The sequence below is a fragment of the Pseudovibrio sp. WM33 genome (assembly GCF_001623165.1).
Classification (GTDB): Bacteria; Pseudomonadota; Alphaproteobacteria; order Rhizobiales; family Stappiaceae; genus Pseudovibrio.
The window spans coordinates 1-24,999 of record NZ_LMCK01000153.1 but is presented as its reverse complement, the minus strand read 5'-3'; the positions used below and the strand labels follow the sequence as shown (position 1 = coordinate 24,999).

Genomic DNA, 24,999 nt, shown 5'->3' with positions numbered 1-24,999 from the left:
TCACCTCCGCTCTCAAAACGCTTAGAACTTGTAGCTCACTGAACTCTTGAAGTTGACGCCCTTCTCAGGCGCTGCTCCATCAGCAAAATAAGGGCGGTAGTTTTTGTTGAACATGTTCTCAATGGAAGCACGGGCCTCCAATCCCTCAAAACGCCCCTCTTTTGGAGTCCATGCCAGAAACACATCATGGACCGCATAGCCTTTGCTCGGGCTATAAAGGCTGGTGTGGTTGTCTGGCACCCGGTCCTGAGCATCAACAAAACGACCTTTCCAACCAAATGTGATGTCCGCCTCTGGCACCTTGTAACCCAGGCTAACGATCAACTTTGTTGGAGCAACTTCAGACACATACTGGCCCGTCGTTGCATTGACATCTCTAAGCGTCCCATCATGTTTGCCCTGCATTCTGGAATACGCAATGCTGCCGAAGAACCGCTCACTGTCGTAATACAACTCGGCTTCAAAGCCCTGCGTATAGTAGCCAGCAAGATTGCCATATGTTGGCGCAGGAGCGTCATAGTTTCTCGAGTTCTCACTCAACAATCGGTAGATGTTGTTGGAGACATCATTGCGGTAGATCGCCATACGACCCGTGACCGTGTCGTTCTGTATCAGCACATTCTTGAAGGTTGAAGCCACACCGATGCGTTTGGCAGAAACACGCTCATTTTGCAGTTGCGTTGCCGTCGCGCGGGAGCTGCCTACATCATAGAACTCATCAACCAGTGGGGCGCGAAGCTTATAAGCATAGTCACCAAAGAGTTTGATGTTAGGTGTCAGAGAGTAAACTGCGCTAATGCTTGGAGAGAATCCAAAGCGCTCTACAGTACCGTAATCATGGTTCATCTCCGGATTGTTATATTTAGGTGCAAGGTTGGTTTCACCTTTGGAATGAATGTAGTCATAACGCAGCCCTGGCGTCAGTTCTAATCCAGCAAAGCCGATCGTGTATTCACCCCAGGCGGACCAAATTGTCTGCGTTCCACTCGGAATATTATAAGGCTGCAAGTGCCCATCATTGTACTCAGGCCGCCCGACATAACTCTTCTTAAAAGCCATACTGTCGCGAATTTCGTGGCGCATTTGCACGCCATATTTCAGCGTATTTTCAAAGTCACCCCAATTAAAGGCAGAGGTGTTTTGAAGGTCCAGTTTGTAGATGGAATAGTCCAGTGTGCTGTCGTCACCCCCAACATAAAGGCCTGCGCTGTAGTCCGGATCAGAGACGGGTACCCGACGCGTGTCATGCTGGGCTGTCTTGGAGTAAGAAGCCTTGAACGCCAAATCAATAAGATCGCTGCCTGGGTTATATTCATAAGTCCCGCTCAATGAAGTATCCTTCATCTCACGGTCAACAGCCTGAGTTTTCAGGTATTCTTCCAAAGAGCCATACTTATTCAAAGACCACTGTGAAGCCGTTATCAAACCACGTCTGGCAGCCCATGGTTTGTAGTCATCGCTGTAAGAATGTATGCCACTTAACTCAAAGAAGTGGTCCTCACGCTCCAGGCTTGCTTTGAAGTGGCCTGTCAACATACTGCCTGCAGAAAGCGTCAGATCTTCGTCATTACCTGCAACTGAGTAGTCGTCGTTGGTTCGGTGCGTTCCGGCAACCAACACTTCAAAGCCTTGCTCCTCCAAGCGGGCATAGGTGGCAGCTGATTTGACGAGCTCATTGCCGTTGGAAGCAAAGCCGACTTTCGCAAAAGCACCATACGACTGGCCATCACGCAACATGTCCGAAGCGCTCTTAGTTGTCATCTCAACAGAGCCTCCGAATGCACCATACTTTTCGGCGGAAAAAGTACCCTTGGTGATATCAATGACCTTAAGCAGTTCTGGGTCGATAAAGACCGATCCCTGCTGGTACTTCTCAAAAGACTTTTGAGCGCCATCAATGGTGATTTCAATATCTTCAGAGTCGCCAAAAGCCATCATGTTGATGGATTGCCCCAGAACACGGCTGTTGCCGATCAACTCAATACCAGGGAGGCTGGAGAGCAAGCCAGGAATCGTCGCGGACAGAGTGCGGTCAATCAGGTCACTTGTGATTTCGGACTGCGCAATAGTGTCTTTGTTGTCTGTAGACCCGGTCACAACAATCGGGTCCAGCGCGTCGGTATCTTCGCCTTCTTTCGATTTATTGGATTGAGCTTGAGCAGATTGCACAGATAGTGAAAAAGCGCAGGCGACAAGCACTAGGGTGCTGCAAGCCTGCTCCGGTCTCGGAGAGAACTTCATTATATTACCGATGTTTATAGAAAGAGAGATTGGCTTGCGGCTGGCCTCTAACTATAAAACATGAGCAATATAATCAAGTTTTATTTTTGGAGTTTTGGATAAATATTTCTCAACACTTGCAAGTGGTAGAAATCGATTCCTGCAGTTCTGCGATGATTGATGCACTCACGAAATCTGAAACCAATCAGCTTCCCCGAAGTCAAAGGTGCGTCACCTTCAGTGCTCCGCCCCAGCGGCTGTTGAGGTAGTTGGCTACGAGGGAGCGGTGGCATTCGTGGGGGAAGTGTTCGGAGCAGAGGAGACAGGCGCCTTCGAACATATCTGCTTTGAACTTGCTCTCCACCTTGCGCTGGGAGAGCAGGCCCATGAAGCGGTCTTTGAAGATGGTCCAGTCGCCCTTCTCTTTCTTGAAGGCTTTGAACATATCCTGATCCGGTGCCAGCAATGGCTCGTGCTCATAGCCAATGCCGCCAATGGCTTCCAGAAAGAAGGCCAGATCATTGGACTTGGCAAAACCGGCCAGCTGAGAAGTGTTATTGAGGCGCACATCAATCACCTTCTTGACGCCCGCACTTTGCAAGCGGCCAAAGAAGTTCTCTGCTGTTGTTTTGGTGAAACCGATTGTTGTCAGGGTCATATCAATCACTTTATCTCTCAGCCAAGCAAGCCTGTTTTAGTTCATCCGCAATGCAGGCGCCATGTTCGTGATCAAAAGCAGAAACATGCTCTCCTTCTCCAGCGTCCCCTCAATGCCTCGCAATTGGTTCGGGTGCGTTTCAGCAGAACGGCGGAAAGATTCAACCTCCAAACAGCGCTTGTGCCTGAGACAGGATGAGGTCGCGGAACCATTTGTGGGCGGGGGAGGTACGGTTGCGGATGTGCCAGATGGCGCTGATGCCAACGTCGACGACAGGGGCTGGGCACTTGCAGGAGGCGAGGCCGGACTTTATGCCACCGCAGATCAGTTTGCGGGGCATGGTCGCAATCAGGTCTGTACCTGGCAGTGTCGCAGCAAGGGCGTTGAAGCTGGGGGCGGAATAGACCGTCTGCCGTTTGTGGCCCAACTCAGCCAATGCGCGGTCAATGAATGTCACTTCATCAGCGGTTACCAGCATGTTGGCATGCGGTGCCGCGACATACTTCTCCAGCGTGTCCGGAGCATCTCGCGTTTTAGGGTCGTAGAACACCACAAACTCATCATCAAACAGCGTTTGCCCAACAAACTCATGGGAGTCTGGTGGTGGCAGCGGGGTGAACAGCAAATCGGCATCGCCATCCACCAGAGAGGCGACCTCGTGACGATGAGACAGGCGACAACGGAGAGTTACACCAGGAGCCTCCTGCCGTAAGCGCTTGATTACTGAGGGGATCAGCAGGTTATGGTCTTCATCACGGCAGTCAATCACAAAGCGGTTGGTTGCGGTGGACGGATCAAATTTTGACGGTTCACCGATCAACGCCAGCGTTTGCAGCAGCTCTTCCACCATGGGCATCAGAGCATCCATACGCTCTGTCGGCACCACGTTGCGGCCTGCTTTGACGAACAGCGGGTCTCCCAAAAGCCCCCGCACCCGTTCTAATCCATGGCTGACGGTGGACTGGTTCACGCCCAGCATTTGGGCAGTCTGCGTCACTGATCCGCTTTCATGGATCAGCTTCAACATCATCAGGGCGCGGCCATCAAGTCCTAAATAATTCATTTTCTGCATAGTTCTTATTGAATTAATGCATTTGTATTCATTAAGCCAGCCCCTCATGTATCGGCAGAATGCACACTCTCAATTTCAAAGGAACAAAACATGCAGGATAAGAGAGTTTCTGTCGCTGTTGCCTACCACTCTGGTTTTGGTCACACCGAAACGCTGGCGAAATCTGTCGTAAACGGCATCAACTCGGTTGAAGACGCAGATGGTGTTTTGGTTGACGTGAATGGCTTGAATGACGATTTCACAGTTCTAAACAACGCCGATGCCATCGTCTTCGGCTCACCAACCTATCTGGGGTCTGTCAGCGGTCCTTTTAAGATGTTCATGGATGCGACCGGTCAGATCTGGATGCACCGCGGCTGGCAGAACAAGCTGGCAGCGGGTTTTACTGTCTCAGCCTCCCCAGCGGGTGATAAGCAGAGCACGATCATCCAGATGTCTGTTTTTGCAGCTCAGCACGGCATGATCTGGGTGGGTGCAAATGATGCACCGGGCAACAACTCCAGCACCAGCACCGCAGATTCCATCAACCGCCTTGGCGCTTATCAGGGCATGATGGCGCAGGCCAACGTGGACGAAGGGCCTGAGGTCGCGCCACCAAACGCGGACCATCGCACCGCAGAAGCTTTTGGTAAACGCATTGCAGAAGCGTCTCTGCGCTGGGGCAAGGCACCTGCCACCCAACCGCAAGAGTTGGAAGCAACAGCCTAAAAACATTCGCAAAACGTAGAAGTCGGCCCTACAGCAACATTAAGCGATGAGAGAAACTCATTACGGCAAACGACTTTTGCAAAACTGGCCCCTCTTTGCCGAGGGGCCTTTTTCGTCAGGCGGCCTGAAAATCGTGCAGGATGACATTGAAACCTTCATCAACAGTTGGCGCCTGAAAGTATTTGGTGAACTGCTCAAACTGAGCTTCACTGACCGTAAACTGATGCTCGCCTGCCTCATTGCGCACCCAAAGGCGTTCCTTGCACACCTCATCAGGCACGGAGAGGTAATGCAGCTCGTGGGCGACATTAGCAGCCTCAAACAAGCTCTTCATCCACTTGCGATCCCGCACCGTGTTGGCCTGAAAGTCCAGCGCGACAGAAACACCGTGCTGCAGCAGACCCACAATGTGCGGGCCAAGCGCTTTTTTCACGCGGGCAGAATACTTCACGTAGTCTTCCAACGTATTCAACTCATCGGGAAAGAGCGTAGCGTTCCAATGATCTTCGCTGATCAGCACCGCATGATGATCATTCACCAGATGCGTGAGAAGAGTGGATTTGCCGGAGGCAATCTTTCCGCACACCAGAAGCAGTTTTGTTTCCTGAGCAGTCATAATTACCTCCCTTGCAAATCAATCCGTCAAAATATCTATAAGGCTATCATAGCCTCATGCCCCATGGGTCATACAATGCGACATAGCACCCCGAAATCGCGCGAAACTGCAGCGAGATTAACTCAGGTCAGTCTGGCCATGCTTCGCTGAATATCGGAGAGCCATTTCTTCCGTTTGCGCTCCTTGCAAAACTTCACATAGGTTAGGTTGACCCATCGGCGGTTCTTAACGCCCATCTTCCAGAATGTACCAGTCAGCACGGCCTTTTTGATCGCGTTGCCGAAGATCAAGCGATAGGCAAAACCGGGTGTGTTCATGGTGGTGATCATGGTGACGCCCCGCAGCTCAGACAGCTTGCAGAGCATCCGCGTACCGTGCTCATTATAGTCGTAAGCAATGCCGGGAAAGATCACCTTGTCAATAAAGCCTTTCGTGAGCGCGGGCATCAGCTCCCACCAGATGGGGAAGATGAAAATGATATGCTCTGCCCTTTGCAGACGCACCTTGTAGTCCTGCACCTGAGGGTCCAGCAATTCTGCGGATTCCTGCGGCTGAGTTCTGGCTGAAACAAAGGCTTTCAGATCCTTCGATCTCATCACCGGATCAAACTCATCATTGTCCAGGTGGATCAGATCCACCTCATGATCATTACTGAGCAAACCTTTCATGACGGAACCGAGGACCGCATGGCAATAACTGCCCTCATACGGGTGGTTGAAGACGATAAGGACACGCATGTCTCACTCCTGTTTTGCTTTTTTGCAAAACTAGACTGGAGTTGTCGCAAACCGCGTTATCCTTTGTTAACGCCGCTCAAACTTTTTTCCGAATGCGACTCAGCGAAACCGGCGTCACGCCGAGATAAGACGCGATGTAGTGCTGAGGAACCGTTTCAAAGAGCTTTGGATTGGACTTCACCAGATCTTCATAGCGCTTTTGCGGACTGTTTCTGATCGTGTTGAGAAACAAACGCTGATAGGACGCCAATCGGCTGATAAGCATATCGAATGTGAGAGTGCGAAACTCAAGATTTTTATCGAGAAGTTCAAAAACACTTGTCTTTTCAATGCACTGAACTATGGTTGGCGCCACGGCCTCTATGCCAAATTCACTGGGCTCGGACTGCAGAAAGCTCTCAAATGAAGCAACCATTTCCCCTTCCATGAAGAAAAACAGAGTGGTGTCCTCGCCCTCTTCATCCACGCGGTAAAGCCTCAGACACCCCGCTTCGACAAAGAACAATTTTTGACTCACATCGCCCTGATCCAGCAAAGATGCTTTTCGGCCCATTTCAACGCGTGTCACGTTAGGGCGGAGGTAATCCATCAATTTGCGTTGCAGCTCTTGCATATTGGTTCCATTGGTCTTTTTGCTGTGTGAGAGCTGTTGTTCCGACCAGAAATCTCACTATTTCCTGGCAGTTTGCTTCCCAAGCTTCTTCTAGATGCCTTAAGGACGCCCCTCAGTAAAATAGGTAGTTACACCTATTTATCAACATCAGAAAATCCACGAATATGCCCGCCGCTGGCAAGTGAAGCACAAGGTGATGGCCCCAAATGCCAGCGGATATGGCTATCTTCCTTTGTCGAGGTACAAAAAACAATGGACGACACTTCTGGTTGTCGACCGATCACCGGTGAGGTTCTGATCAGGGAGCCTTACCAATGATAGAGCTTCTCCTTGAGCCACAGGTTTGGCTAATCTTTCTTACCCTGTTTGGACTAGAGCTGATTTTGGGCGTTGATAACGTCGTGTTCATTTCGGTTCTGTGTGAGCGCCTTCCTGCACACCAACGCGCTATTGCCCGAAACCTTGGTATCGGACTGGCCGTGCTTGCTCGTGTGGGTCTTGTGTTCTCCATCAGCTGGGTGATGTCCCTCACCTACTCGCTGTTTCAGGTCAGCACCGTTGATATCAGCGGTCGTGACCTAATCCTAATTGGCGGCGGTGCATTCCTGCTGGCCAAGAGCGTGGCGGAGTTGAAACACCTGTTGGTGGCGAGTGATACTGAACACGCACCTCACCTGGCAAACGGCATGACAGTCGTGCTGCTGCAAATCGTGGCGATGGACGCCGTGTTCTCCATGGACTCGGTGATCACCGCTGTTGGTTTGACAGATGATTTGCCCATCATGGTCGCGGCAATTCTGGCATCTGCCGTTGTCATGGTGCTGACAGCTGGTGCAATCAACCAGCTCGTCACAAAGCACCCGGGCCTGAAAGCGCTGGCCCTGCTGTTCCTTATTCTGCTCGGTGGTCTTCTCATGGCTGAGGGCTTCGAGATCCACATCAACAAGGGCTATGTCTACTTTGCGATGGCTTTTGGTTTGCTGTTGGAGATCGTTCACATTCAGCTGAGCAAGAAGATAAAGGCTGTTCAGGCACGCCGGAAATCCAACATCCGGTACCTGACCAAACCTTCAAGGCCAGGCCGAGTGGAAAACAGGCAAGCAACCCGCTTCGGCAGTTTAGCGAACCTATAGGGTTTGATCAGCATTTCTGCATAGGCAGAGCAGGTGGAGACCGATACAGAGGGGATTAGCTGCTCTAATCTCTACAAGAATCGGATCTCTATCTGTGCTGGAACTACTCGCGATTTGCTTTATCGGTCTGCTCGGCGGTGTCGCCGTTGGCCTGCAAGCGCCAATGGGCGGTATTATGGGCTAACGCGTTGGTGGAGTTGCTGCCAGCGTCATCATCCATGCAGGCGGATTGATCGCTTCCCTCGCGCTGTTATTTGCGCGCAAGGGTGAGCAGATCAGCGAGTGGCGCACCATCCCATGGTACATGCTGGCCAGCGGTGTCTTTGGCCTGATCCTCTACCTCACCATCACCCAGACTCTGCCAAAGTTGGGGGCAACCTCTGCCGTGCTGCTCATCATCGTCGGGCAATTAATGGCTGGTATGGTCATCGATCACTTCGGTCTCTTCAACCTGCCCATCCGCTCCATAGACCTCAGCCGCGCCCTCGCCGCCATGCTGCTGATCTCCGGTGCTTATTTGATGGTGCGGTAACTTTCAGGAACACCAGAAATGCAGAAAGTCATTGTTACAGGAAGTTCCGGTCGCATTGGCAGCGAGGTCGTCTCTGCTCTCAAGCCATTTTACAGCGTTGTTAGCGTAGACCGTGTCGCTGCACCAACAACAACACACATTGCTGACATTTCTGATGCAGAGACGATGCAGCACCTCTGTCAGGGTGCGTTCGCGGTGATACACTCAGCCGCTCTCCATGCACCACATGTGGATGTGTTCTCAGAGGAAGAGTTTCACGATATCAATGTTGAGAGCACTGTCGCCCTAGCACGCGCGGCACGGACTGAGGGTGCTCAACGCTTCATCTTCACCAGCACGACAGCACTTTATGGTTTTGCCAGTACACCTGCTGATACAGCAGCCTGGGTTACAGAGCAGACAACACCCCAGCGGCGCACGGTCTACCACCGCACCAAACTTGAAGCAGAAGACCGTTTGGCTCCACTGGCAAGCAGTGAGTTTAAGGTGAGAGCCCTGCGTATGTCCCGTTGTTTTCCGGAGGCTCCTGCTCTTATGGCTGCCTATCGTCTCCATCGCGGGATCGACAAACGAGACGTTGCGGCAGCGCACGTGGCTGCACTTACTGATGACGGCAACGATTTTGACCGCTTCATCATCTCCGGCCAAACGCCCTTCCTGCCCGAAGACGCAGAGGAGCTTAAAACAGATGCACCTGCCGTTATCACCCGGAGATCCCCCGCGATTGTAAAACTATTTCAATCGCAAGATTGGACACTGCCCGGGTCAATCGACCGTGTTTACGCCCCCAGTTATGCGAAGCAAGCGCTGAACTGGGAGAGCAAGCACGACAGCTTCGATTTCGCTGCCATGCATAACGCTCTCTGATAAGCAGGTTCTTATTCCAGCACCTGCTCTGACCCGTTGGAAAGGTGATAGATGCAGCCTTGTTTGCGGGGGAGTTGCAGGAGTTCCAGTGTGTTGAGCCCCATATAGAGCCCGCGCAGGATGATGGAGGTGATGCCGTGTGTGACAACAACGGCCGGCTCGGTCAGCTCCTCCAGAAAATGCTGAACGCGGCCTGAGATCGCCTCAAAGGTTTCACCCTGCGGGCTCTGAAAATGCCAGAGGCCGCTTTCGAAGTCATCTCCGACCAGACTTTTTACTTCTTGCTTGGTCAGCCCTTCCCAAGCACCGAAGTTGATTTCTTTCAGTCGATCATCCAGCTTCTGCTCAACCTGAGGCCCCAGAGCAAGCTGTGCTGTATGCACCGTGCGGGGCTGCGGGCTGACGAACGCAGTGGCTGGCAGGGCTTCAACACCTGAGAGCAGCTTGTTTTGCAGCAGAGCTTGCTCCTTGCCCTTCTCCGTAAGTGGAGAATTCTGGTGCCCCTGAAATCTGCCCGCTACGTTCCATTCTGTTTGACCATGCCGAAGCACGAAAATTTCCGGGTATCTCGTCAAAGGACCATCCAACTCAAATCATATAAATCGAAGCTACGGATATTGGCGGGAACCTGAAGGCGTGTCCAGAGCGTTTTGAGAGGGCTCAAGCCTTACGCAAGGCTAACTGTTAGGCTGAGCTTATTCAGCTCTAGCTCACTGAAACTTCGTTTGATTTTGATTAAAAGCTGATATAGCACCTGTAAGTGTGCGTCCTACCCGCATGACGAGTGATACGAACAAGCGTGTAAGCAAAAATGACAAGTGACAGTGCAGCTCATATCGGCTCAATAGAAGCAGTCGCCACCACCGTAGCAATCATCGGCGGCAAGTGGAAACCGATCCTGCTCTACCATCTCGTAACCGGTTCCAAGCGTTTTTCCGAGTTGAAGAAACTGATGCCCGGCGCCTCCGACAGGATGCTGACCCGTTCTCTTCGAGAACTGGAAGAACACTTCATCGTCCGCCGTGAGGTATTTGCTGAAGTGCCCGTGCGCGTGGAATATTCGCTGACCAAAGACGGTTTGTCGCTTATTCCGGTTCTCAACGCCCTGAGCGATTGGGGGCAGGCCCGCAATGGCGTGGATGATGAGAGCACCGAACCATCCTCCATCTTTGACGCATTGCTTCCAACATTTTCAGGGTAACCATATGAAGATTGCTTTTCTGGACCGCGGGACCATTGGACCAAGCGTCCACACCTCCAAACCAACCTTTCCGCATGACTGGGTGGAATATGACAACACCTCTCCTGAGGAAGTGCTGGAGAAGCTGCACGGGGTTCAGATCTGCATCACCAACAAGGTGCCTCTTTCCGCCGACGTGTTGAAGCAACTGCCAGACCTGAAGCTGATCTGCATTGCAGCAACAGGCTACGACAAGGTGGACATCGCAACCTGTGACGAGCTGGGCATCGTGGTGTCCAACGTGCGCGGTTACGCGGTCAACACCGTTCCGGAACATGCCTTCGCTCTCATTTTCGCTTTGCGGCGCTCGCTGTCGGGATACCGCGAAGACGTGATCAACGGCGAATGGCAGAAGTCCGGGAAGTTCTGCTTCTTCAATCACCCGATCAAGGATCTCGCAGGCTCCCGCTTAGGCATAATCGGCTCGGGGACATTGGGCAAGGGCACCGCACGCATTGGCGAAGCTCTTGGCATGGACGTTGTGTTTGCCGAGCGTAAGGGTGCAACGGAGGTTCGCTCTGGTTACACCGCCTGGCAAGAGGTGATCACCAGCAGTGATGTCATCTCCCTGCACACGCCGCTAACTCCAGAAACACGCGGTATCATCTCCACGCCTGAGTTCGAGGCGATGCCTCAAAAGCCAATCCTCATCAACACATCTCGTGGCGGACTGGTGGATGAAGCTGCACTGGTTCAGGCGCTCGACAAGCAGAAAATCGCAGCAGCGGGATTTGACGTGCTCACCACAGAACCACCGCAGGAGGATAATCCCCTGCTCAGCATTCTGGAGCGGCCAAACGTGATCGTAACCCCACATGTAGCCTGGGCTTCAGAAGAAGCCATGCAGACCCTATGGGATCAGCTGATCTCTCACATGGAAAGCTTCCAGAAGGGCACGCCAACCAACGCTGTTGGTCGTACAGGCAGTTAAAGCCCTTTAGCTGGCAGCAATAACAATGCCGACACCACCAAGGGCAACAAGCACGCACCCTGCCAGCTCAATCGGCGTAATCTTCTCACGGAAGAACATCCAGGATGCGGCCAGCGTAAACACCAGCTCAATCTGAGCCAGCGCGCGCACATACGCCACTTGCTGCAATGTCATTGCCGTAAACCAGCCGATGGACCCGGCAATGCCCGCAAGCCCAACCAGACCTGACAAGCGCCAGTTTCGTATCGCTGCGCGTAACTCTGCAGGACACGTCACAGTCATCCAACTGCCCATGACAACGGTCTGAAAGGCCGTCACACACACTAGCGTAAATGCCGCCTGCAGCAAGAAGGAGTCGGCTTCAACGGAGAGTGAAGCTGTGCGGTAGAACGCAGCCGATGCCCCAAAGAATGCAGCTGACGCCAAGCCAATCAACGCTGGCTTACCAACCAGCGTAGACAGCACCATAGAACCCGATGGACGTTGCTTGCCAAAGCTGATGAACAACACGCCGATGATCCCCAACGCAATCGCGCCCATGCCGAGCGGTGTCAATTGCTCTCCCAGCAAGATGAAGCCGAACAACGCTGCCTGAACCGGTTCTGTTTTGGAATACGCCGTGCCGACTGCAAAATTGCGATAGGAGAACAGGTGCACAAGCAAAAAGGTGGCAATAATCTGCGCTAAGCCACCAAACGCGGCGGCCCAGTAGAAGGTCGTTCCCACATCAGGAACCGACTCTCCGGTTATCTTGAGGATCACCGCAAGATAAAACACCGCGATGGGGAAACCAAAGCCAAAGCGGATAAACGTGGCTCCGGTGATTCCGATTTTACCTTTTAGATGCTTTTGCAGCGCCGAACGCAAGTTCTGGCTAAACGCCGCTGCAATGGTGATCGGAATCCAAAGTTCCATTTTGATATATCCTCAACCCAACACATCCAGCATAAGGGACAGGGGCCTATAGACTCCATAGGTTTCTTGAGGCTGAACAGTCCGCAAACTCACTTACTATTGAGAAATATAGAACAATTATTCGGGTCATATTTTAGTGTGAGATATCATTTTTATCAAATAAAGATAGTTTTTTCTTTCTAAATGTGTTCCTTTGAGCTGCAGGGGGACGTCGATATGAAATTGTTTGTTTTAACCTTCTCGAATTTTATAGCATCCATTGCCATGGGGATCGCACTTACGGTCGTCCCCTGGGAGCTCTCGAAGTCACTTGGCGGTGAGAAAGTTCTCGCCTTTACAGCAACCTATGCCACTGCTTTACTGATCTTTCTAGCACCGGTCTCCGGCAGAGTGGTGGACAGATTTTCACGACGATCAACCCTGATGGTTTGCATCGTGATGATGGCGATTGTCTTACAGATTGCATCCGTCGCCTATGGCAATTCATTTCTTAAAGTCGCCAGTTTGAGCGTGTTCTACTTCGCCTCACAGGTCTTCTTTTTGTTCTTCTACAACGCCCTGACAGCGTTCATTCAGGAAGTGTTTGCGGAAAGTGAGCGCGGAAAAGTCAACGGCTGGATGCAGGTGGAAATGCAGGTTTCTACCTTTGTGGTGGGTCTGTTGATGATCTACGCCGTGAACAGCAACGACTTCCAGTTCCTATTGCAGCTGAACAGCGGCCTGATGTTGCTTTCCGCATTTCTGCTGTGCTTCATTCCTTATACACAGCAAGCAAGACCGGCCCGTGCACGCGTTTCGCGCATGGTCTTCCGCAGTATTCTCAAACGGAAGGATTTGGTACTGCTTGGGATTTGCGCCAACATTACATACGTTGCTATTATGATGCTCAACGTAGTGCACCCTATCTATCTGAGCAGCGTACTCAAACTGGATATTTCCGACCTTGCTAAACTCTCTATCTCATTTGGCTTAGGTGCAGCACTCTCTGGCTTTCTCGTTAGCCGGATCGTTACCACTCAATCTGCTCTGATGACCATGAGAATTTGCCTAGTTATCTATACCCTAACGCTACTCACAATCAGCCTGTTTCCAACCCTACCGACCATTGTAATTGGCATGGGAATACTTGGTGCTATGGGATCTGCCGAACGCGTCGCTTTCAATACATATGTTATGAGTATGGTTGAAAAGGACATTTTTGGCAGCTACCTGTCCGTAATAAGCTCCCTGACCTACATCCAACGAACCCTCTTCGGCTTCCTGCTCTCCCTGCTCATCGTTGGGTTTCCCGCAGCAAACTACTACTGGTTCGTCTTCGCCATAAGTGCCTGTGGACTTCTAGGGCATGTCATTTTGCTGTTCATTACAAACAACCAAATACTAGAGGTGCGCGAGGAACACGCATGAATATGAGCAGTTTCTCAAGCAAGCCCAAGGTAACGAGCACTTAAGATACACTTAAGCTTCACGGTCATTGTAATCACCGTCGGCAAACATCCTTACCGATATTCGCGGGTCGACCTTCATTTCTTATCGACCTCAATTAAGATTAGAACGGAGACCTTCGTGATTACAACAACAAGACGCCAATTCATGGCCGGGATCGCTGCAACAAGTGGCCTGCTGGCAACTCGAAGCTGGGCGTTTAACAACAACAGTCACCACTCGCTCAAACCCATTCCTGTAATTGACACACTGAACTCTGCGGAGACACCTGTCCGGCTTGACCTGCAAATGGCACAGCACAACTTTGGTAATGGCACGCTTTCTGACACGTTTGGCATCAACGGCACATACCTAGGGCCTATCGTCCGCGTCAGAAAAGGGCAGGAAACTGCATTTGAGCTGACCAACAAAATTAATGAGCCAGCCGCAATCCATTGGCATGGTCTGCATATTCCCGGAAGTTTAGACGGCGGCCCTCATCAGGCCCTGGAGGTGGGAGCGACCTGGAAACCTGTTTTGCCAATTGCCAATCCTGCATCGTTGAACTTTTACCATGCCCACACACATGGCAGCACGGGCTATCAGGTTTATCAAGGCTTAGCAGGCGTCCTCATTGTGGAGGATGATAACAGCCTTGCAGCGGACCTGCCCAAAACGATGGGTGTCGATGATTTTGTGCTCGTATTGCAGGACAAAAAGCTGGATTCAACGGGCAGTGTTGTTTTCTCACCATCCAACGTCAACGATACACTTGCGGTGAATGGCACCCTTGCTCCAACGCTTCAGAAAGTTGCACCCGGCCTCGTGCGCTTGCGCGTTCTCAACGCCTCCAACGGCGCATTTATTAAACTGTCCCTCTCAGAAAATCAGCCTATGCATGTCATTGCATCAGACGGTGGTTTTCTGACTAAACCAGTAAGCACCGACTTCATCATCCTGTCTCCGGGCGAACGCTATGAGATATTGGTGGATGCGAGTCATCCTGTCTCGTTGATGACCGTTCGTTTTGACGATGAGGAAATCATCGCAAAGCCAGGCATTGTCGATACAACGTCAAAAACAACACCTGTAATGGCTGTCGCACTCGTTCCGGATAAAAACAAACGTGGTTTTACAGGTTCGCTCCCAACCAATCTCTCCGTATTGCCAGCTGCAGAACCGAAAGCAGCTCAACGTATTCGCAGCTTTGACCTAAGCGAAAACGTGCCTCAGCGTTTTTCGTCCATCGCTCCAACCCTTGGCAATCGGTGTTATGGCAAAAACCAAATCGCAATGGGGATCAATGGCCGACCGATGGACATGAATTTCATCAATGAAGCTGTACCCACAGGTGAATACGAAATCTGGAGAGTAACCTCACAAGATGGAGCCCATCCATTCCACATTCACGGGTGTTCCTTCCGCATTTTGAAGCAAATGGGCGTTACCCCGCCTGATTACGCAAGTGGCTGGAAGGATATGATTTATGCTGCTCCCGGCTCAGTTTCAGAGCTTCTGGTCAAGTTCGACCATAAAGCAGACAGCAAGACCCCGTATATGTATCACTGCCACATCCTTAAGCATGAGGATTGCGGCATGATGGGTCAGTTCACGGTTGAAGATCATGCCACACCCTACTCAGCTCCCGTAGCAGTCTGATCTGCACTTAAGGTGTATTGATTGATCGAATAGCCCGAGGAACTCGTTTTCATCGGGCTACTCAACTGACCTTAGTTGCTCCGGTATAATGCGGTGCAGATCTTTGTCTGTTCGGCTGAACTTAGTCCCCCCGCGGATACCGCTGGCTTTCTTCCAGGACATTCAGATCCATGTGGTTGCGCATGTAGCGTTCGGAGGCTTTTTGCAGGGGCTGGTAATCCCAAGGGTAGTGCCCGCCCTGACGAAGCGCTTCATACACGACCCACCTGCGCGCTTGACTGGCACGGACATTCTCATCAAAGCGTTCCAGGTCCCAACGCGCAGCGGCTTTTGTACGGAACTCGTCTGTGACCCTCTGATATTCAGGGTTTTGAGCCAGATTGTGAAGCTCATGCGGGTCAGCTTCCAAATCAAAGAGCTGATCTTCATCCAACAGGCATTTGTTGAACTTCCAATGGCCTTCTCGCAGTGACACCATAGGTGCATAAGAGGCTTCTGCCGCATATTCCATCGCAACGGGAGAGGTGCGCGTTCCTCCCTGACCCAGTCCAACCAGCGTCTCTCCGGTAGTCCACGGCATCACCTCTGCCATACTGATGCCAGCCAAGTCACACAGCGTCGGGCACACATCAATGTTGCTGACGGGTGTCGTGACTAACCCAGCCTCCATTTGTGGGGCTGAAATCATTAGCGGCACACGCGCTGAACCTTCGAAGAACGACATCTTGAACCACAAACCGCGCTCACCCAGCATATCGCCATGATCCGAAACGAACAGGATAATCGCCTCTTGCCGCGTGCTCTCCAGTGCAGTCATGACCTCGCCGATTTTGTCATCAATGTACGAGATATTCGCGAAATAAGCGCGGCGAGACCGGCGGACATCTTCCTCTTTGATATCAAAGGAGCGCCAGTCATTGGCATCAAAGATGCGCTTTGAATGCGCATCATGGTTCTCGTAAGGCATTGCAGGAACCTGCGGCAGAAGATGCTCACAGTCCTCATAGAGATCCCAGTATTTCTTCCGTGCCACATAAGGATCATGGGGATGGGTGAACGATACCGTCAGGCACCATGGCCGCTCATCATTGCCCCGCGCCAGATCGTACACCTTGCGCGTGGCGTGGTAGGCAACCTCATCATCATATTCCAGCTGATTGGTGATCTCAGCAGTACCTGATCCGGTCACTGACCCCATGTTGTGATACCACCAGTCAATCCGCTCCCCAGGCTTGCGGTAATCTGGCGTCCAGCCAAAATCAGGCGGATAGACGTCGGTGGTCAGTCGTTCTTCAAACCCGTGAAGCTGATCAGGGCCAACAAAGTGCATCTTACCCGACAAACAAGTCTGATAACCCGCCCGGCGCAGGTGATGCGCATACGTCGGCAAGGAGGATGCAAACTCTGCCGCATTATCATAAACACCAGTAGCACTTGGCAACTGACCTGACATAAACGAGGCCCGTCCCGGTGCGCAAAGCGGCGACGCTGTATAGGCATTCTTGAAGCGTGTCGAACGCTCCGCCAACTTCTTAAGGTTCGGCGCCTGCAGCCAATCAGCCGGACCATCAGGAAACAGAGTTCCGTTCAACTGATCGACCATAAATATCAGAATGTTTGGTTTGCTCATTGGGTACCGGCTGAAATTTGGTGAGAAGGAGTGACCTGCACGCTCAATCACCTGCGCTCTGACATCATCGCCATGCGCAAGATCTGAAACGCGAGTCAGTAATACCCCCTATGCATACAACGTCAGTCGGGCGATGAATAGAGACCCTAAGCGAAGGTTATCTCGAGATAAACTCGGGCATGACAACATCTGTCAGCCATACCCCGTTGTCGGATTGATAGAACTGCACACCGCTATGATGCATTCGTTCTGAATCGATCAGAAGCACAATGGGCTTGCCATGGCGTTGACCAACTTTGATCGCTGTCTCTCTGTCTTGGGAAAGGTGAACGTGATGACGCGATTGGGCCTTCAGGCCTTGCTTCATAATTGAGTCCCAGTTTTGCTCAGCTGTACCATGATAAAGGACGGCTGGCGGCGTCACGGGGATAAGTTTCAGATCCACTTTGACGGAATGTCCCTGATTTGCGCGGATGTGAATTTTATCATCTGACAGCTTAAAACGTTGCTTGTCGCTTTCAATCACCACCTGCTCAATCATTTCAAATGTCAGCTCGATCTGAGGTTTTGCACGTTCGATCAACTCGTTGATGTTTGCCCAACCTTCCGGGTCAAGCTGCAAACCGATTTCCTCTGGCTTATGTCGAAGGATGAAACTTAGGTACTTGCTGGCCGCAACGGCATCGGTATTGTTTATTTTGGGCATGAAGCTTCTAACTTTTTCTTGGCAATAAATACGAGAATCATTGATAAGCTATCGTGGTAGCATGGGTTTTCCAAGGCACTCAACTTTCCTGTCTTTTTCTCTGCCAAGTTCCATGGTATTGCCATAGTCCTCTGACTATTCTGCGCCATTCTTTGTTTGAGAGTTGACCGACAGCTGCATGCCGTTTCGTTTAATGACATTGCTGAGATCTGCCCTGCTCACGTGCATCACTCTGATGCTCGTGTTTTTTATCATGGGCCGGTCAACGCCCTCACATGACCTGGGTGCGCTGGTGCAAACCACCTACCTACGATTATCGTCAGAAACATAAATTCCCTGCAGTGCCCCACCCACTTAAATTACCAGATCCCGATAAACAACCACACATTCAGAAGCATTCGATGGATGAAAGGATGCCGTCTCTCGGCACTCTTCCTCCTCCACTAATGCTATGAAGCGTACTTCGTAGTGACTCCGTCAGCAAGCGTTTTTGGAACTGGATTTTCGTCGCTTTGATCAAATATTGAATGGTATCGATCCATCACCAATGTTAAAATTGTCTCTTTTCTACCAATCGCAGCATTAACTCGATCACTTTAAGCAGACTGAATTTTTTTGTTACATTACACGACAACCTCTTCACCAATCTCACCTACATATGCCCCCTACAGAGATTGCCAAGTTGCAAGTAGTTTCAAAGTCTTTGGTTGTAATACATAAGTATTCTCTACGTAAGTAGGCGTGTACAAGTTGACTTTGGGGGAACAAACTGGGTGCTGAAGGTGGCTTGTGTGGGAGTCGTTGGAGGATCTTGTGATAGCTCAGTTCCGGCTTTGGGGAACTGACGCAACGCCCTCCTGATGAAGTGGGGCGGGTTTAAGGGAGCAAGTGGCTAGCTGTGTAAGTCTGCGAGCTCGTAACTCTACGCAAATGTAAAGCTTAGATTCTAAAAAAGGTGATGTTTTTGATGGGATTCAACGTCATCTGAGCGGCTTTTCTTGATGGGGTTTGTTAGGCCAAACAAGATCAACAAATACTCTCCAAGCCAGCTGACCAGTGGGAGGTACTGGTCATCAACAGCAAATCCAGTTTGAGATTTGGGGGCATATGCCGTCCGGTTGAATTTCATCCGGCCCAAACGGGAGGAGAGCATGTCAGATAACTCATCCAACAACGCGTATTGGGCTGCCAATATGCGTATCATCAAAATAAGCCTCGTTATATGGGCTCTGGTCTCGTTCGGGTTTGGCATTTTGCTGCGCCCGCTGCTGAGCGGCATTCGTGTTGGCGGCACTGATCTGGGGTTTTGGTTCGCACAACAGGGTTCCATTCTGGTCTTCCTGGCGATCATCTTTTTCTACGCCTGGCGCATGAACCGTCTCGACCGTGAACACGGCGTTGAAGAAGAATAGGGGCTTTTCAGATCATGGATCAGTTTACTATCAACTTGCTATTTGTGGGCAGCTCCTTTGCGCTCTACATCGGCATCGCGATCTGGGCCCGTGCGGGTTCCACATCTGAATTTTACGCTGCGGGCCGCGGCGTCCATCCTGTCACCAATGGCATGGCAACTGCAGCTGACTGGATGTCTGCGGCATCCTTTATTTCCATGGCCGGTCTTATTGCGTTTACCGGCTATGACAACTCATCCTTCCTGATGGGCTGGACCGGTGGCTATGTGCTGTTGGCACTGCTTCTTGCTCCGTATCTGCGCAAATTCGGCAAGTTCACCGTCTCTGAGTTTATCGGTGATCGCTTCTACAGTCAGACCGCTCGTATTGTTGCTGTGGTTTGCTTGATTGTTGCGTCAACCACTTACGTGATCGGTCAGATGACGGGTGTTGGCGTTGCCTTTGGCCGCTTTCTGGAAGTTGACAACACAACAGGCCTGCTGATCGGTGCCTGTGTTGTGTTTGCTTACGCTGTATTTGGCGGCATGAAAGGCGTTACCTATACGCAGGTCGCTCAGTATGTGGTGCTGATTACCGCTTATACCATTCCAGCAGTTTTCATCTCGCTGCAGCTGACTGGCAACCCAATTCCAGGGCTTGGTCTGTTCGGCAATGATGTTGCAAGTGGCGAACCACTTCTGACCAAACTGGATCAGGTGGTGACTGAGCTTGGCTTCAACTCATACACATCGAACAATGCTGACACCTTCAACATGGTGCTGTTCACGCTGTCTCTGATGATCGGTACCGCTGGTCTGCCGCACGTGATCATGCGCTTCTTCACCGTGCCTAAAGTGGCTGATGCACGCTGGTCCGCAGGTTGGGCGCTGGTGTTCATTGCACTGCTTTACATCACCGCTCCTGCAGTTGGCGCGATGGCACGTCTCAACATCACAGATATGATGTGGCCAAACGGCGGCATTAATGGTGGTGCTGTTGAAGTTGCACAGATTAAGAACGACCCAAAATACGACTGGATGCACACCTGGGAAAAGACAGGACTTCTGGCTTGGGAAGACAAGAACGGCGACGGCAAAATCCAGTACTACAACGACAAGAGAGAAAAAATGCAAACTCTTGCCGGCGAAAAAGGCTGGGTTGGAAATGAGCTGACAAAGTTCAACCGTGACATCCTCGTGCTGGCGAACCCGGAAATTGCAAACCTGCCAGGTTGGGTGATTGGTCTTGTCGCTGCAGGCGGCTTGGCAGCGGCCCTTTCAACAGCGGCAGGGCTCTTGCTCGCAATCTCCTCAGCGGTTAGCCATGATTTGATCAAGGGGGCAATTAAGCCATCAATCTCAGAAAAGAGTGAGTTGATGTCTGCCCGAGTGGCCATGGCGGTTGCGATTGTAGTGGCAACCTATCTGGGGCTCAATCCTCCGGGCTTTGCGGCGCAAACGGTGGCACTGGCCTTCGGTCTTGCTGCAGCATCCATCTTCCCTGCGCTGATGATGGGTATCTTCTCAACCCGCATCAACAACACTGGCGCTGTTGCAGGTATGTTGTCTGGTCTGGTTGTGACCCTTGTTTACATCTTCCTGCACAAGGGTTGGTTCTTCATTCCAGGAACCGCCAGCTTCTCTGATGCTGATCCGCTGCTTGGTACGATCAAGTCCACATCGTTTGGTGCGATTGGTGCGGCTGTGAACTTCGCTGTTGCTTACTTTGTTGCAGGCATGACGAAGGAAACACCTCAGGTGATCAAGGACCTCGTGGAAAGCGTACGCATCCCTCGTGGAGCCGGTGCAGCTCAGGACCATTGATAACTGACGCGGGTTGCTGAACCTCAGTAACCCGCTGTCTTTTGATCCTGTCCTGCCCGGCCTATGCTGGGCAGGACTTTATTTCTTCCAGCTGAAGGCGGAGCCATGCCTCTTACATCAGAGCAAGTCCTGCAGTTTCTGAAATCCGTGCATCCCTATGATGTTCTTCCAGAAACAGATCAAGAGGCGTTGTCCAATCAGATAACAGTGTGGGAGCGTGTCCACGGCGCTGATATTTATGAGCTTGGAGAACAACTGCCGGGGCTCTTTCTCATCTACGAGGGCGGCGTTGAAATCCGGGATAAGAATGATGCAGTCATAAGCCGTCTTGGCATTCGCAATTCGTTTGGGGAGCGCGGTCTGTTTCTGGACGGACGCGCGGTTACATCCGCAAAAGCCGGTGAGCCAACCGTCCTTTTGGTGCTCCCGCCTGCATTATTGACAGAGCTGATCGCAGCACATCAACCCGTTGCCCGTTTCTTTGACCGGACTCAGAAGCCGCGGACCCGCGAAAATGATCTGGCCGCCATTCCAATTGAATCGTTTATGGCGCCCAACCCGATTACCTGTCGTCCTGACGACACAGTGCAACATGCTGCCCAGCAGATGAGGGATGCCCGCGTTTCTTCGCTGTGTGTGACAGATGCAAAAGGTGGGCTGATCGGGATCATTACGGTGCGGGACCTCTCCTTTAAGGTTTTGGCATCTGCTTTATCAGTTGAGACACCGGTTGAAGCTGTCATGACGGCTAATCCCATTGTGCTTGCACCATCAGCCATCGGGTCGGATCTTTTACATTTGATGATGGAACGGCGCATTGGTCATGTCCCAATCGTGGAGGGTGAGCGCCTCGTCGGCATGGTGACGCAAACGGATTTGACACGGTTTCAGGCCATCAGTTCAGCTGAGTTGGTCAGCGAAGTTGCCAGGGCCAAAGATGCCTATGACATAGCACGGGTGACGGCACGGATACCCAACCTGCTGGTGCAGCTGGTGGCAGGTGGCAGTCGGCACGAAATAGTCACACGGTTGATCTCTGATATTGCTGATGCTGCAACCCGTCGCTTGCTGAAGCTGGCGGAAGAAAAGTTTGGTTCTCCGCCCGTCCCGTATCTTTGGCTTGCCTGTGGCTCGCAAGGGCGCCGCGAACAGACCGGGGTCAGTGATCAGGATAATTGTCTGTTTTTGGATGACCACGTTACCGACGAGCAACGGCTTGGGTACTTTGCTGATTTGGCAAAGTTTGTGTGTGATGGCCTGAACACCAGTGGTTACATCTACTGCCCAGGTGACATGATGGCGACGAACCCGCGCTGGAGCCAGCCGTTATCTGTCTGGAAAACCTATTTTGAAGGGTGGATCAACAAACCGGACCCAGAAGCGCAGATGCTCAGTTCTGTCATGTTTGACCTCAGGCCAATTGGCGGCGAAGTCTCGCTCTTTGAGGACCTGCAAACACAAACACTGGAAGCTTCAAGCCGTAACTCGATTTTCGTGGCGCACATGGTCAGTAACTCGTTGAAGCATACGCCGCCACTCAGCCTGCTGCGCGGATTGGCAACCATCCGCTCTGGTGAGCATAAGAACACGTTGGACATGAAGCATAACGGCGTGGTGCCAGTGGTTGATCTGGCTCGGATCTATGCGCTGCAAGGACAGATCGGGGCGGTTAATACCCGCGCACGGCTGGAAGAAGCTCGTGAGAGTGGCCAACTGAGCAAATCAGGCGCAGGAGATCTTCTGGATGCTTATGACCTGATCGCCGAGACGCGAATCCAGCATCAGGCCGATCTGGTTAAACAAGGCGCTCAACCCGATAATTTTCTGCAGCCTTCTAGCCTGTCAGATTTTGAACGCTCCCATGTCCGGGATGCGTTTGTTGTTGTTAAAACCATGCAGTCAGCAGTTGGGCATGGCCGTGGAATGCTAAGCTAGAGGGCGTTCTGTTTGATTGGATTCAATCAAGCAACAAGAATTCGCTCCGCTCTAGACCAATAATAATCAAAGCTGTGGTGAGACAAAAGCGACCACAGTCACCTGGGAGGAATAACATGTTTCTTGAATTGATCGGGACCTTCATTGCAGGCGTTGCCGGAGCTGGTCTTGTGATGTTGATCAATCATGTTCTTGGTGGGCGTTTGCCGCGCTGGTTTGCCCCGGTTGCTGCCGGTGCTGCCATGTTGCTGGCAACAATCTCCAGCGAGTACAGCTGGTTTTCGCGCACCAAAGATACGCTCCCTGATGGCATAGTGGTTGCTGAAACTGTAGAAAGCAAAGCCTTCTATCGTCCATGGACCTATCTGTTTCCCTTCACGGAAAGATTTGTCGCGATTGATACTGCTACGATCCAGACACATCCAGAGCAGCCGGGCATGAAACTGGCGCAAGCTTACTTCTTTGGCCGCTGGTCTCCGGTGAACAAGCTTCCTGTGCTTACCGATTGCGCCACCAGCCGACGGGCAGCATTGGCTGACGGTATCATTTTTGAGGAAGGTGGAAGCATCTCTGGGGCTCAGTGGGTGTCAGTGCCCGAAAATGACAGGATCACCTCAACAATATGCGGAGCGGGGTAATGTTAACAGGCCTCAGTTTACGATTTCGGATTTTCCTCTTGTTCGCGGGTGTTGCCGCAGCAAGCTGTGCCGTTGTCGGGGCTGCGCTTTATTTTGGATACACCCGTATTGCAGAAACAACACCGGCCTCAGGCTTCCTGTTGGCCGGTATTCTATCCATTTTCGGTCTTCTTGCGATCTCAGTCAGCATCTGGCTTCTGTTTGACGAAAATGTTGCCAAACCAGTGCAACGTCTCTCCGCTGCCATCCGCACGACAGCTCATGCTAATGTTGATGCCTCAATTGATTTTGAAGAAGCGAAATACCTTGGTGACCTTGCGCCTGCGGCTCATGCGGTTGCCTGGCGTTTAACCAATGACAGTGCAGAAACTGATGAGTTGGTTTCTGATGCAACGGCGCAGCTGGCGAGCGAGCGCGAGCAGCTGGCCTTGCTGTTAACTGAGATCCCCGTCGCCATCGTGCTCGTCAGCTCTACGCACAAAATCATGCTTTATGACGGTCAAGCCGCAGACATTCTTGAGCAGGTTCATGTTCCACGTTTGAGTGCATCCATCTTTGATTATTTTATCGAGGAAGAGGTGCGCGCTGCCTACGATCAGTTGATCGAATTGAAAACAGAAATTGCTGTTGATGTGAAAGGAGCCCGTGGCAACCTCAATTTTCAATTGCGCCTTAAAAAACTCAGAGGGATGTCGGGCTACATGATCCTGATTGACGATGCGACCGCCCGCATCGCACCAGAGGCCCCGCGACCTCTGATTTATGATTTTGAAGCGGCCCAGCACCATTTTGAAAAGGAAATTGAGGAACGCTCACTACGTGATCTGAGCTTCGTCGTTTTCGATACAGAAACAACTGGCCTCATGCCAAACAAGGACGACATTGTCCAGATTGGGGCCGTGCGGGTTGTCAACGGACGTGTCATTCCCGGTGAAACAGTGGACCAACTCGTCAATCCAGGCAGACCCATTCCGGCTGCCTCAACCGGAGTTCACCGGATCACAGATGACATGGTGGCAAATGCCCCAGACCCGATCACTGCAATTTCTAAGTTCCATGCTTTCGCCAAAGACTCCGTCATTGTCGCGCACAATGCTCCGTTCGACATGGCATTCCTACATCGATACGGCCACTTGTCCGGCCATGCCTGGGACCATCCGATCCTTGATACGGTCCTCTTGTCTGCGGTCGTTTTCGGCGCAGATCAGGTGCACACTCTCGACGCCCTTTGCACCCGCCTTGGCATAGAAATCCCCATAGCTTTGCGCCACACAGCCCTCGGCGACGCCCAGGCCACCGCCCAAGCCCTCTGCAAACTCCTCCCCCTCCTATCCTCCCACGGCCTCAACACCTTCGGAGAAGTCATCGAGCAAACGAGGAAACATGGGCGGCTGTTGAAGGATATGAACTAGATTTGTGGGTGTTGGCCAGTCGACTATTATGAAGCTAGGAAAATTTTACCTTACGGCCTCTCCACCTTTCCTGTGTTCGCACTTGATACTTTCAATTTAAGAGCTGGCTCGGGAAATTTGGACAGGTTGTGAAAGTGG

General features: G+C 51.7%; 22 protein-coding genes and 1 pseudogene. 13 read left to right on the top strand and 10 right to left on the bottom strand.

Going from position 1 to position 24,999, the window contains the following annotated elements:
* Positions 1–21 precede the first annotated feature (21 nt).
* The 3 genes from PsWM33_RS25900 to PsWM33_RS25890 form a co-directional block, all read right to left on the bottom strand.
* Positions 22–2,241, bottom strand: a complete 2,220-nt coding sequence (locus PsWM33_RS25900; RefSeq protein WP_063302159.1) for a TonB-dependent receptor domain-containing protein — start codon at positions 2,239–2,241, stop codon at positions 22–24.
* Positions 2,242–2,440: 199 nt separating this feature from the next.
* Positions 2,441–2,878, bottom strand: a complete 438-nt coding sequence (locus tag PsWM33_RS25895; protein WP_063302214.1) for a DUF488 domain-containing protein — start codon at positions 2,876–2,878, stop codon at positions 2,441–2,443.
* 160 nt (positions 2,879–3,038) lie between these two features.
* A complete protein-coding gene (locus tag PsWM33_RS25890; RefSeq protein WP_208994757.1) occupies positions 3,039–3,941 on the bottom strand; it encodes a LysR family transcriptional regulator in 903 nt (300 codons plus the stop codon).
* Positions 3,942–4,040: 99 nt separating this feature from the next.
* On the opposite strand from PsWM33_RS25890, the gene PsWM33_RS25885 reads away from it, so the two are divergent.
* On the top strand, positions 4,041–4,658 hold the full coding sequence (locus tag PsWM33_RS25885; RefSeq protein WP_063302157.1) for a flavodoxin family protein: 618 nt from the start codon (positions 4,041–4,043) through the stop codon (positions 4,656–4,658).
* Between the two features lie 115 nt (positions 4,659–4,773).
* Here PsWM33_RS25885 and PsWM33_RS25880 read toward each other — a convergent pair whose 3' ends face one another.
* The 3 genes from PsWM33_RS25880 to PsWM33_RS25870 form a co-directional block, all read right to left on the bottom strand.
* Entirely contained in the window at positions 4,774–5,274 is a 501-nt protein-coding gene (locus PsWM33_RS25880) for an AAA family ATPase (RefSeq protein ID WP_057462069.1), read from the bottom strand.
* 122 nt (positions 5,275–5,396) lie between these two features.
* Entirely contained in the window at positions 5,397–6,011 is a 615-nt protein-coding gene (locus tag PsWM33_RS25875; RefSeq protein ID WP_063302156.1) for an NAD(P)H-dependent oxidoreductase, read from the bottom strand.
* A gap of 76 nt (positions 6,012–6,087) precedes the next feature.
* Positions 6,088–6,624: a Crp/Fnr family transcriptional regulator gene (locus PsWM33_RS25870; RefSeq protein WP_063296086.1), complete on the bottom strand. Its 537-nt coding sequence runs from the start codon at positions 6,622–6,624 to the stop codon at positions 6,088–6,090.
* 314 nt (positions 6,625–6,938) lie between these two features.
* Between PsWM33_RS25870 and PsWM33_RS25865 the strand changes: the two genes are divergently transcribed.
* From PsWM33_RS25865 to PsWM33_RS25855, 3 genes and pseudogenes are all read left to right on the top strand, one after another.
* On the top strand, positions 6,939–7,757 hold the full coding sequence (locus PsWM33_RS25865; protein ID WP_063302155.1) for a TerC family protein: 819 nt from the start codon (positions 6,939–6,941) through the stop codon (positions 7,755–7,757).
* 205 nt (positions 7,758–7,962) lie between these two features.
* Positions 7,963–8,289, top strand: a pseudogene (locus PsWM33_RS25860) (DMT family transporter); the annotation flags it as partial.
* Between the two features lie 18 nt (positions 8,290–8,307).
* The gene (locus tag PsWM33_RS25855) at positions 8,308–9,156 is read left to right on the top strand and encodes an NAD-dependent epimerase/dehydratase family protein (protein WP_063302154.1); all 849 of its coding nucleotides are present in this window, start codon (positions 8,308–8,310) and stop codon (positions 9,154–9,156) included.
* 11 nt (positions 9,157–9,167) lie between these two features.
* Here the strand turns inward: PsWM33_RS25855 and PsWM33_RS25850 are convergent, their stop codons facing one another.
* On the bottom strand, positions 9,168–9,731 hold the full coding sequence (locus PsWM33_RS25850) for a histidine phosphatase family protein (RefSeq protein ID WP_063302153.1): 564 nt from the start codon (positions 9,729–9,731) through the stop codon (positions 9,168–9,170).
* Positions 9,732–9,967: 236 nt separating this feature from the next.
* Here PsWM33_RS25850 and PsWM33_RS25845 point away from each other — a divergent pair, with 236 nt between their 5' ends.
* Positions 9,968–10,357 (top strand): winged helix-turn-helix transcriptional regulator, encoded by a 390-nt coding sequence (locus PsWM33_RS25845; protein ID WP_063302152.1) that lies wholly within the window; start codon positions 9,968–9,970, stop codon positions 10,355–10,357.
* A gap of 4 nt (positions 10,358–10,361) precedes the next feature.
* Positions 10,362–11,327: a D-2-hydroxyacid dehydrogenase gene (locus PsWM33_RS25840; protein WP_063302151.1), complete on the top strand. Its 966-nt coding sequence runs from the start codon at positions 10,362–10,364 to the stop codon at positions 11,325–11,327.
* A 6-nt stretch (positions 11,328–11,333) separates the two neighbouring features.
* On the opposite strand, the gene PsWM33_RS25835 is transcribed toward PsWM33_RS25840, so the two are convergent.
* Positions 11,334–12,242: a DMT family transporter gene (locus PsWM33_RS25835; RefSeq protein WP_063302150.1), complete on the bottom strand. Its 909-nt coding sequence runs from the start codon at positions 12,240–12,242 to the stop codon at positions 11,334–11,336.
* Positions 12,243–12,458: 216 nt separating this feature from the next.
* Here PsWM33_RS25835 and PsWM33_RS25830 point away from each other — a divergent pair, with 216 nt between their 5' ends.
* Positions 12,459–13,649, top strand: coding sequence for an MFS transporter (locus tag PsWM33_RS25830; protein ID WP_082827163.1), 1,191 nt, complete (start codon positions 12,459–12,461; stop codon positions 13,647–13,649).
* Positions 13,650–13,808: 159 nt separating this feature from the next.
* The gene (locus PsWM33_RS25825) at positions 13,809–15,326 is read left to right on the top strand and encodes a multicopper oxidase family protein (RefSeq protein ID WP_153040019.1); all 1,518 of its coding nucleotides are present in this window, start codon (positions 13,809–13,811) and stop codon (positions 15,324–15,326) included.
* A gap of 121 nt (positions 15,327–15,447) precedes the next feature.
* On the opposite strand, the gene betC is transcribed toward PsWM33_RS25825, so the two are convergent.
* Both betC and PsWM33_RS25815 read right to left on the bottom strand, forming a co-directional pair.
* A complete protein-coding gene (gene betC, locus PsWM33_RS25820) occupies positions 15,448–16,956 on the bottom strand; it encodes a choline-sulfatase (protein ID WP_063302213.1) in 1,509 nt (502 codons plus the stop codon).
* A gap of 157 nt (positions 16,957–17,113) precedes the next feature.
* The gene (locus PsWM33_RS25815) at positions 17,114–17,662 is read right to left on the bottom strand and encodes an RNA 2'-phosphotransferase (protein WP_063302148.1); all 549 of its coding nucleotides are present in this window, start codon (positions 17,660–17,662) and stop codon (positions 17,114–17,116) included.
* A gap of 1,151 nt (positions 17,663–18,813) precedes the next feature.
* Between PsWM33_RS25815 and PsWM33_RS25805 the strand changes: the two genes are divergently transcribed.
* The 5 genes from PsWM33_RS25805 (at position 18,814) to PsWM33_RS25785 (ending at position 24,861) form a co-directional block, all read left to right on the top strand.
* On the top strand, positions 18,814–19,074 hold the full coding sequence (locus PsWM33_RS25805) for a DUF4212 domain-containing protein (protein WP_057462081.1): 261 nt from the start codon (positions 18,814–18,816) through the stop codon (positions 19,072–19,074).
* 14 nt (positions 19,075–19,088) lie between these two features.
* The gene (locus PsWM33_RS25800) at positions 19,089–20,876 is read left to right on the top strand and encodes a sodium:solute symporter family protein (RefSeq protein ID WP_063302146.1); all 1,788 of its coding nucleotides are present in this window, start codon (positions 19,089–19,091) and stop codon (positions 20,874–20,876) included.
* 105 nt (positions 20,877–20,981) lie between these two features.
* Positions 20,982–22,811: a DUF294 nucleotidyltransferase-like domain-containing protein gene (locus PsWM33_RS25795; RefSeq protein WP_063302145.1), complete on the top strand. Its 1,830-nt coding sequence runs from the start codon at positions 20,982–20,984 to the stop codon at positions 22,809–22,811.
* A 116-nt stretch (positions 22,812–22,927) separates the two neighbouring features.
* Positions 22,928–23,449, top strand: coding sequence for a hypothetical protein (locus tag PsWM33_RS25790; protein ID WP_057462084.1), 522 nt, complete (start codon positions 22,928–22,930; stop codon positions 23,447–23,449).
* Complete coding sequence (locus tag PsWM33_RS25785; RefSeq protein ID WP_063302144.1) at positions 23,449–24,861, top strand: 3'-5' exonuclease; 1,413 nt, start codon at positions 23,449–23,451, stop codon at positions 24,859–24,861. The genes PsWM33_RS25790 and PsWM33_RS25785 overlap by 1 nt, the downstream gene beginning before the upstream one ends.
* Positions 24,862–24,999: the final 138 nt, after the last annotated feature.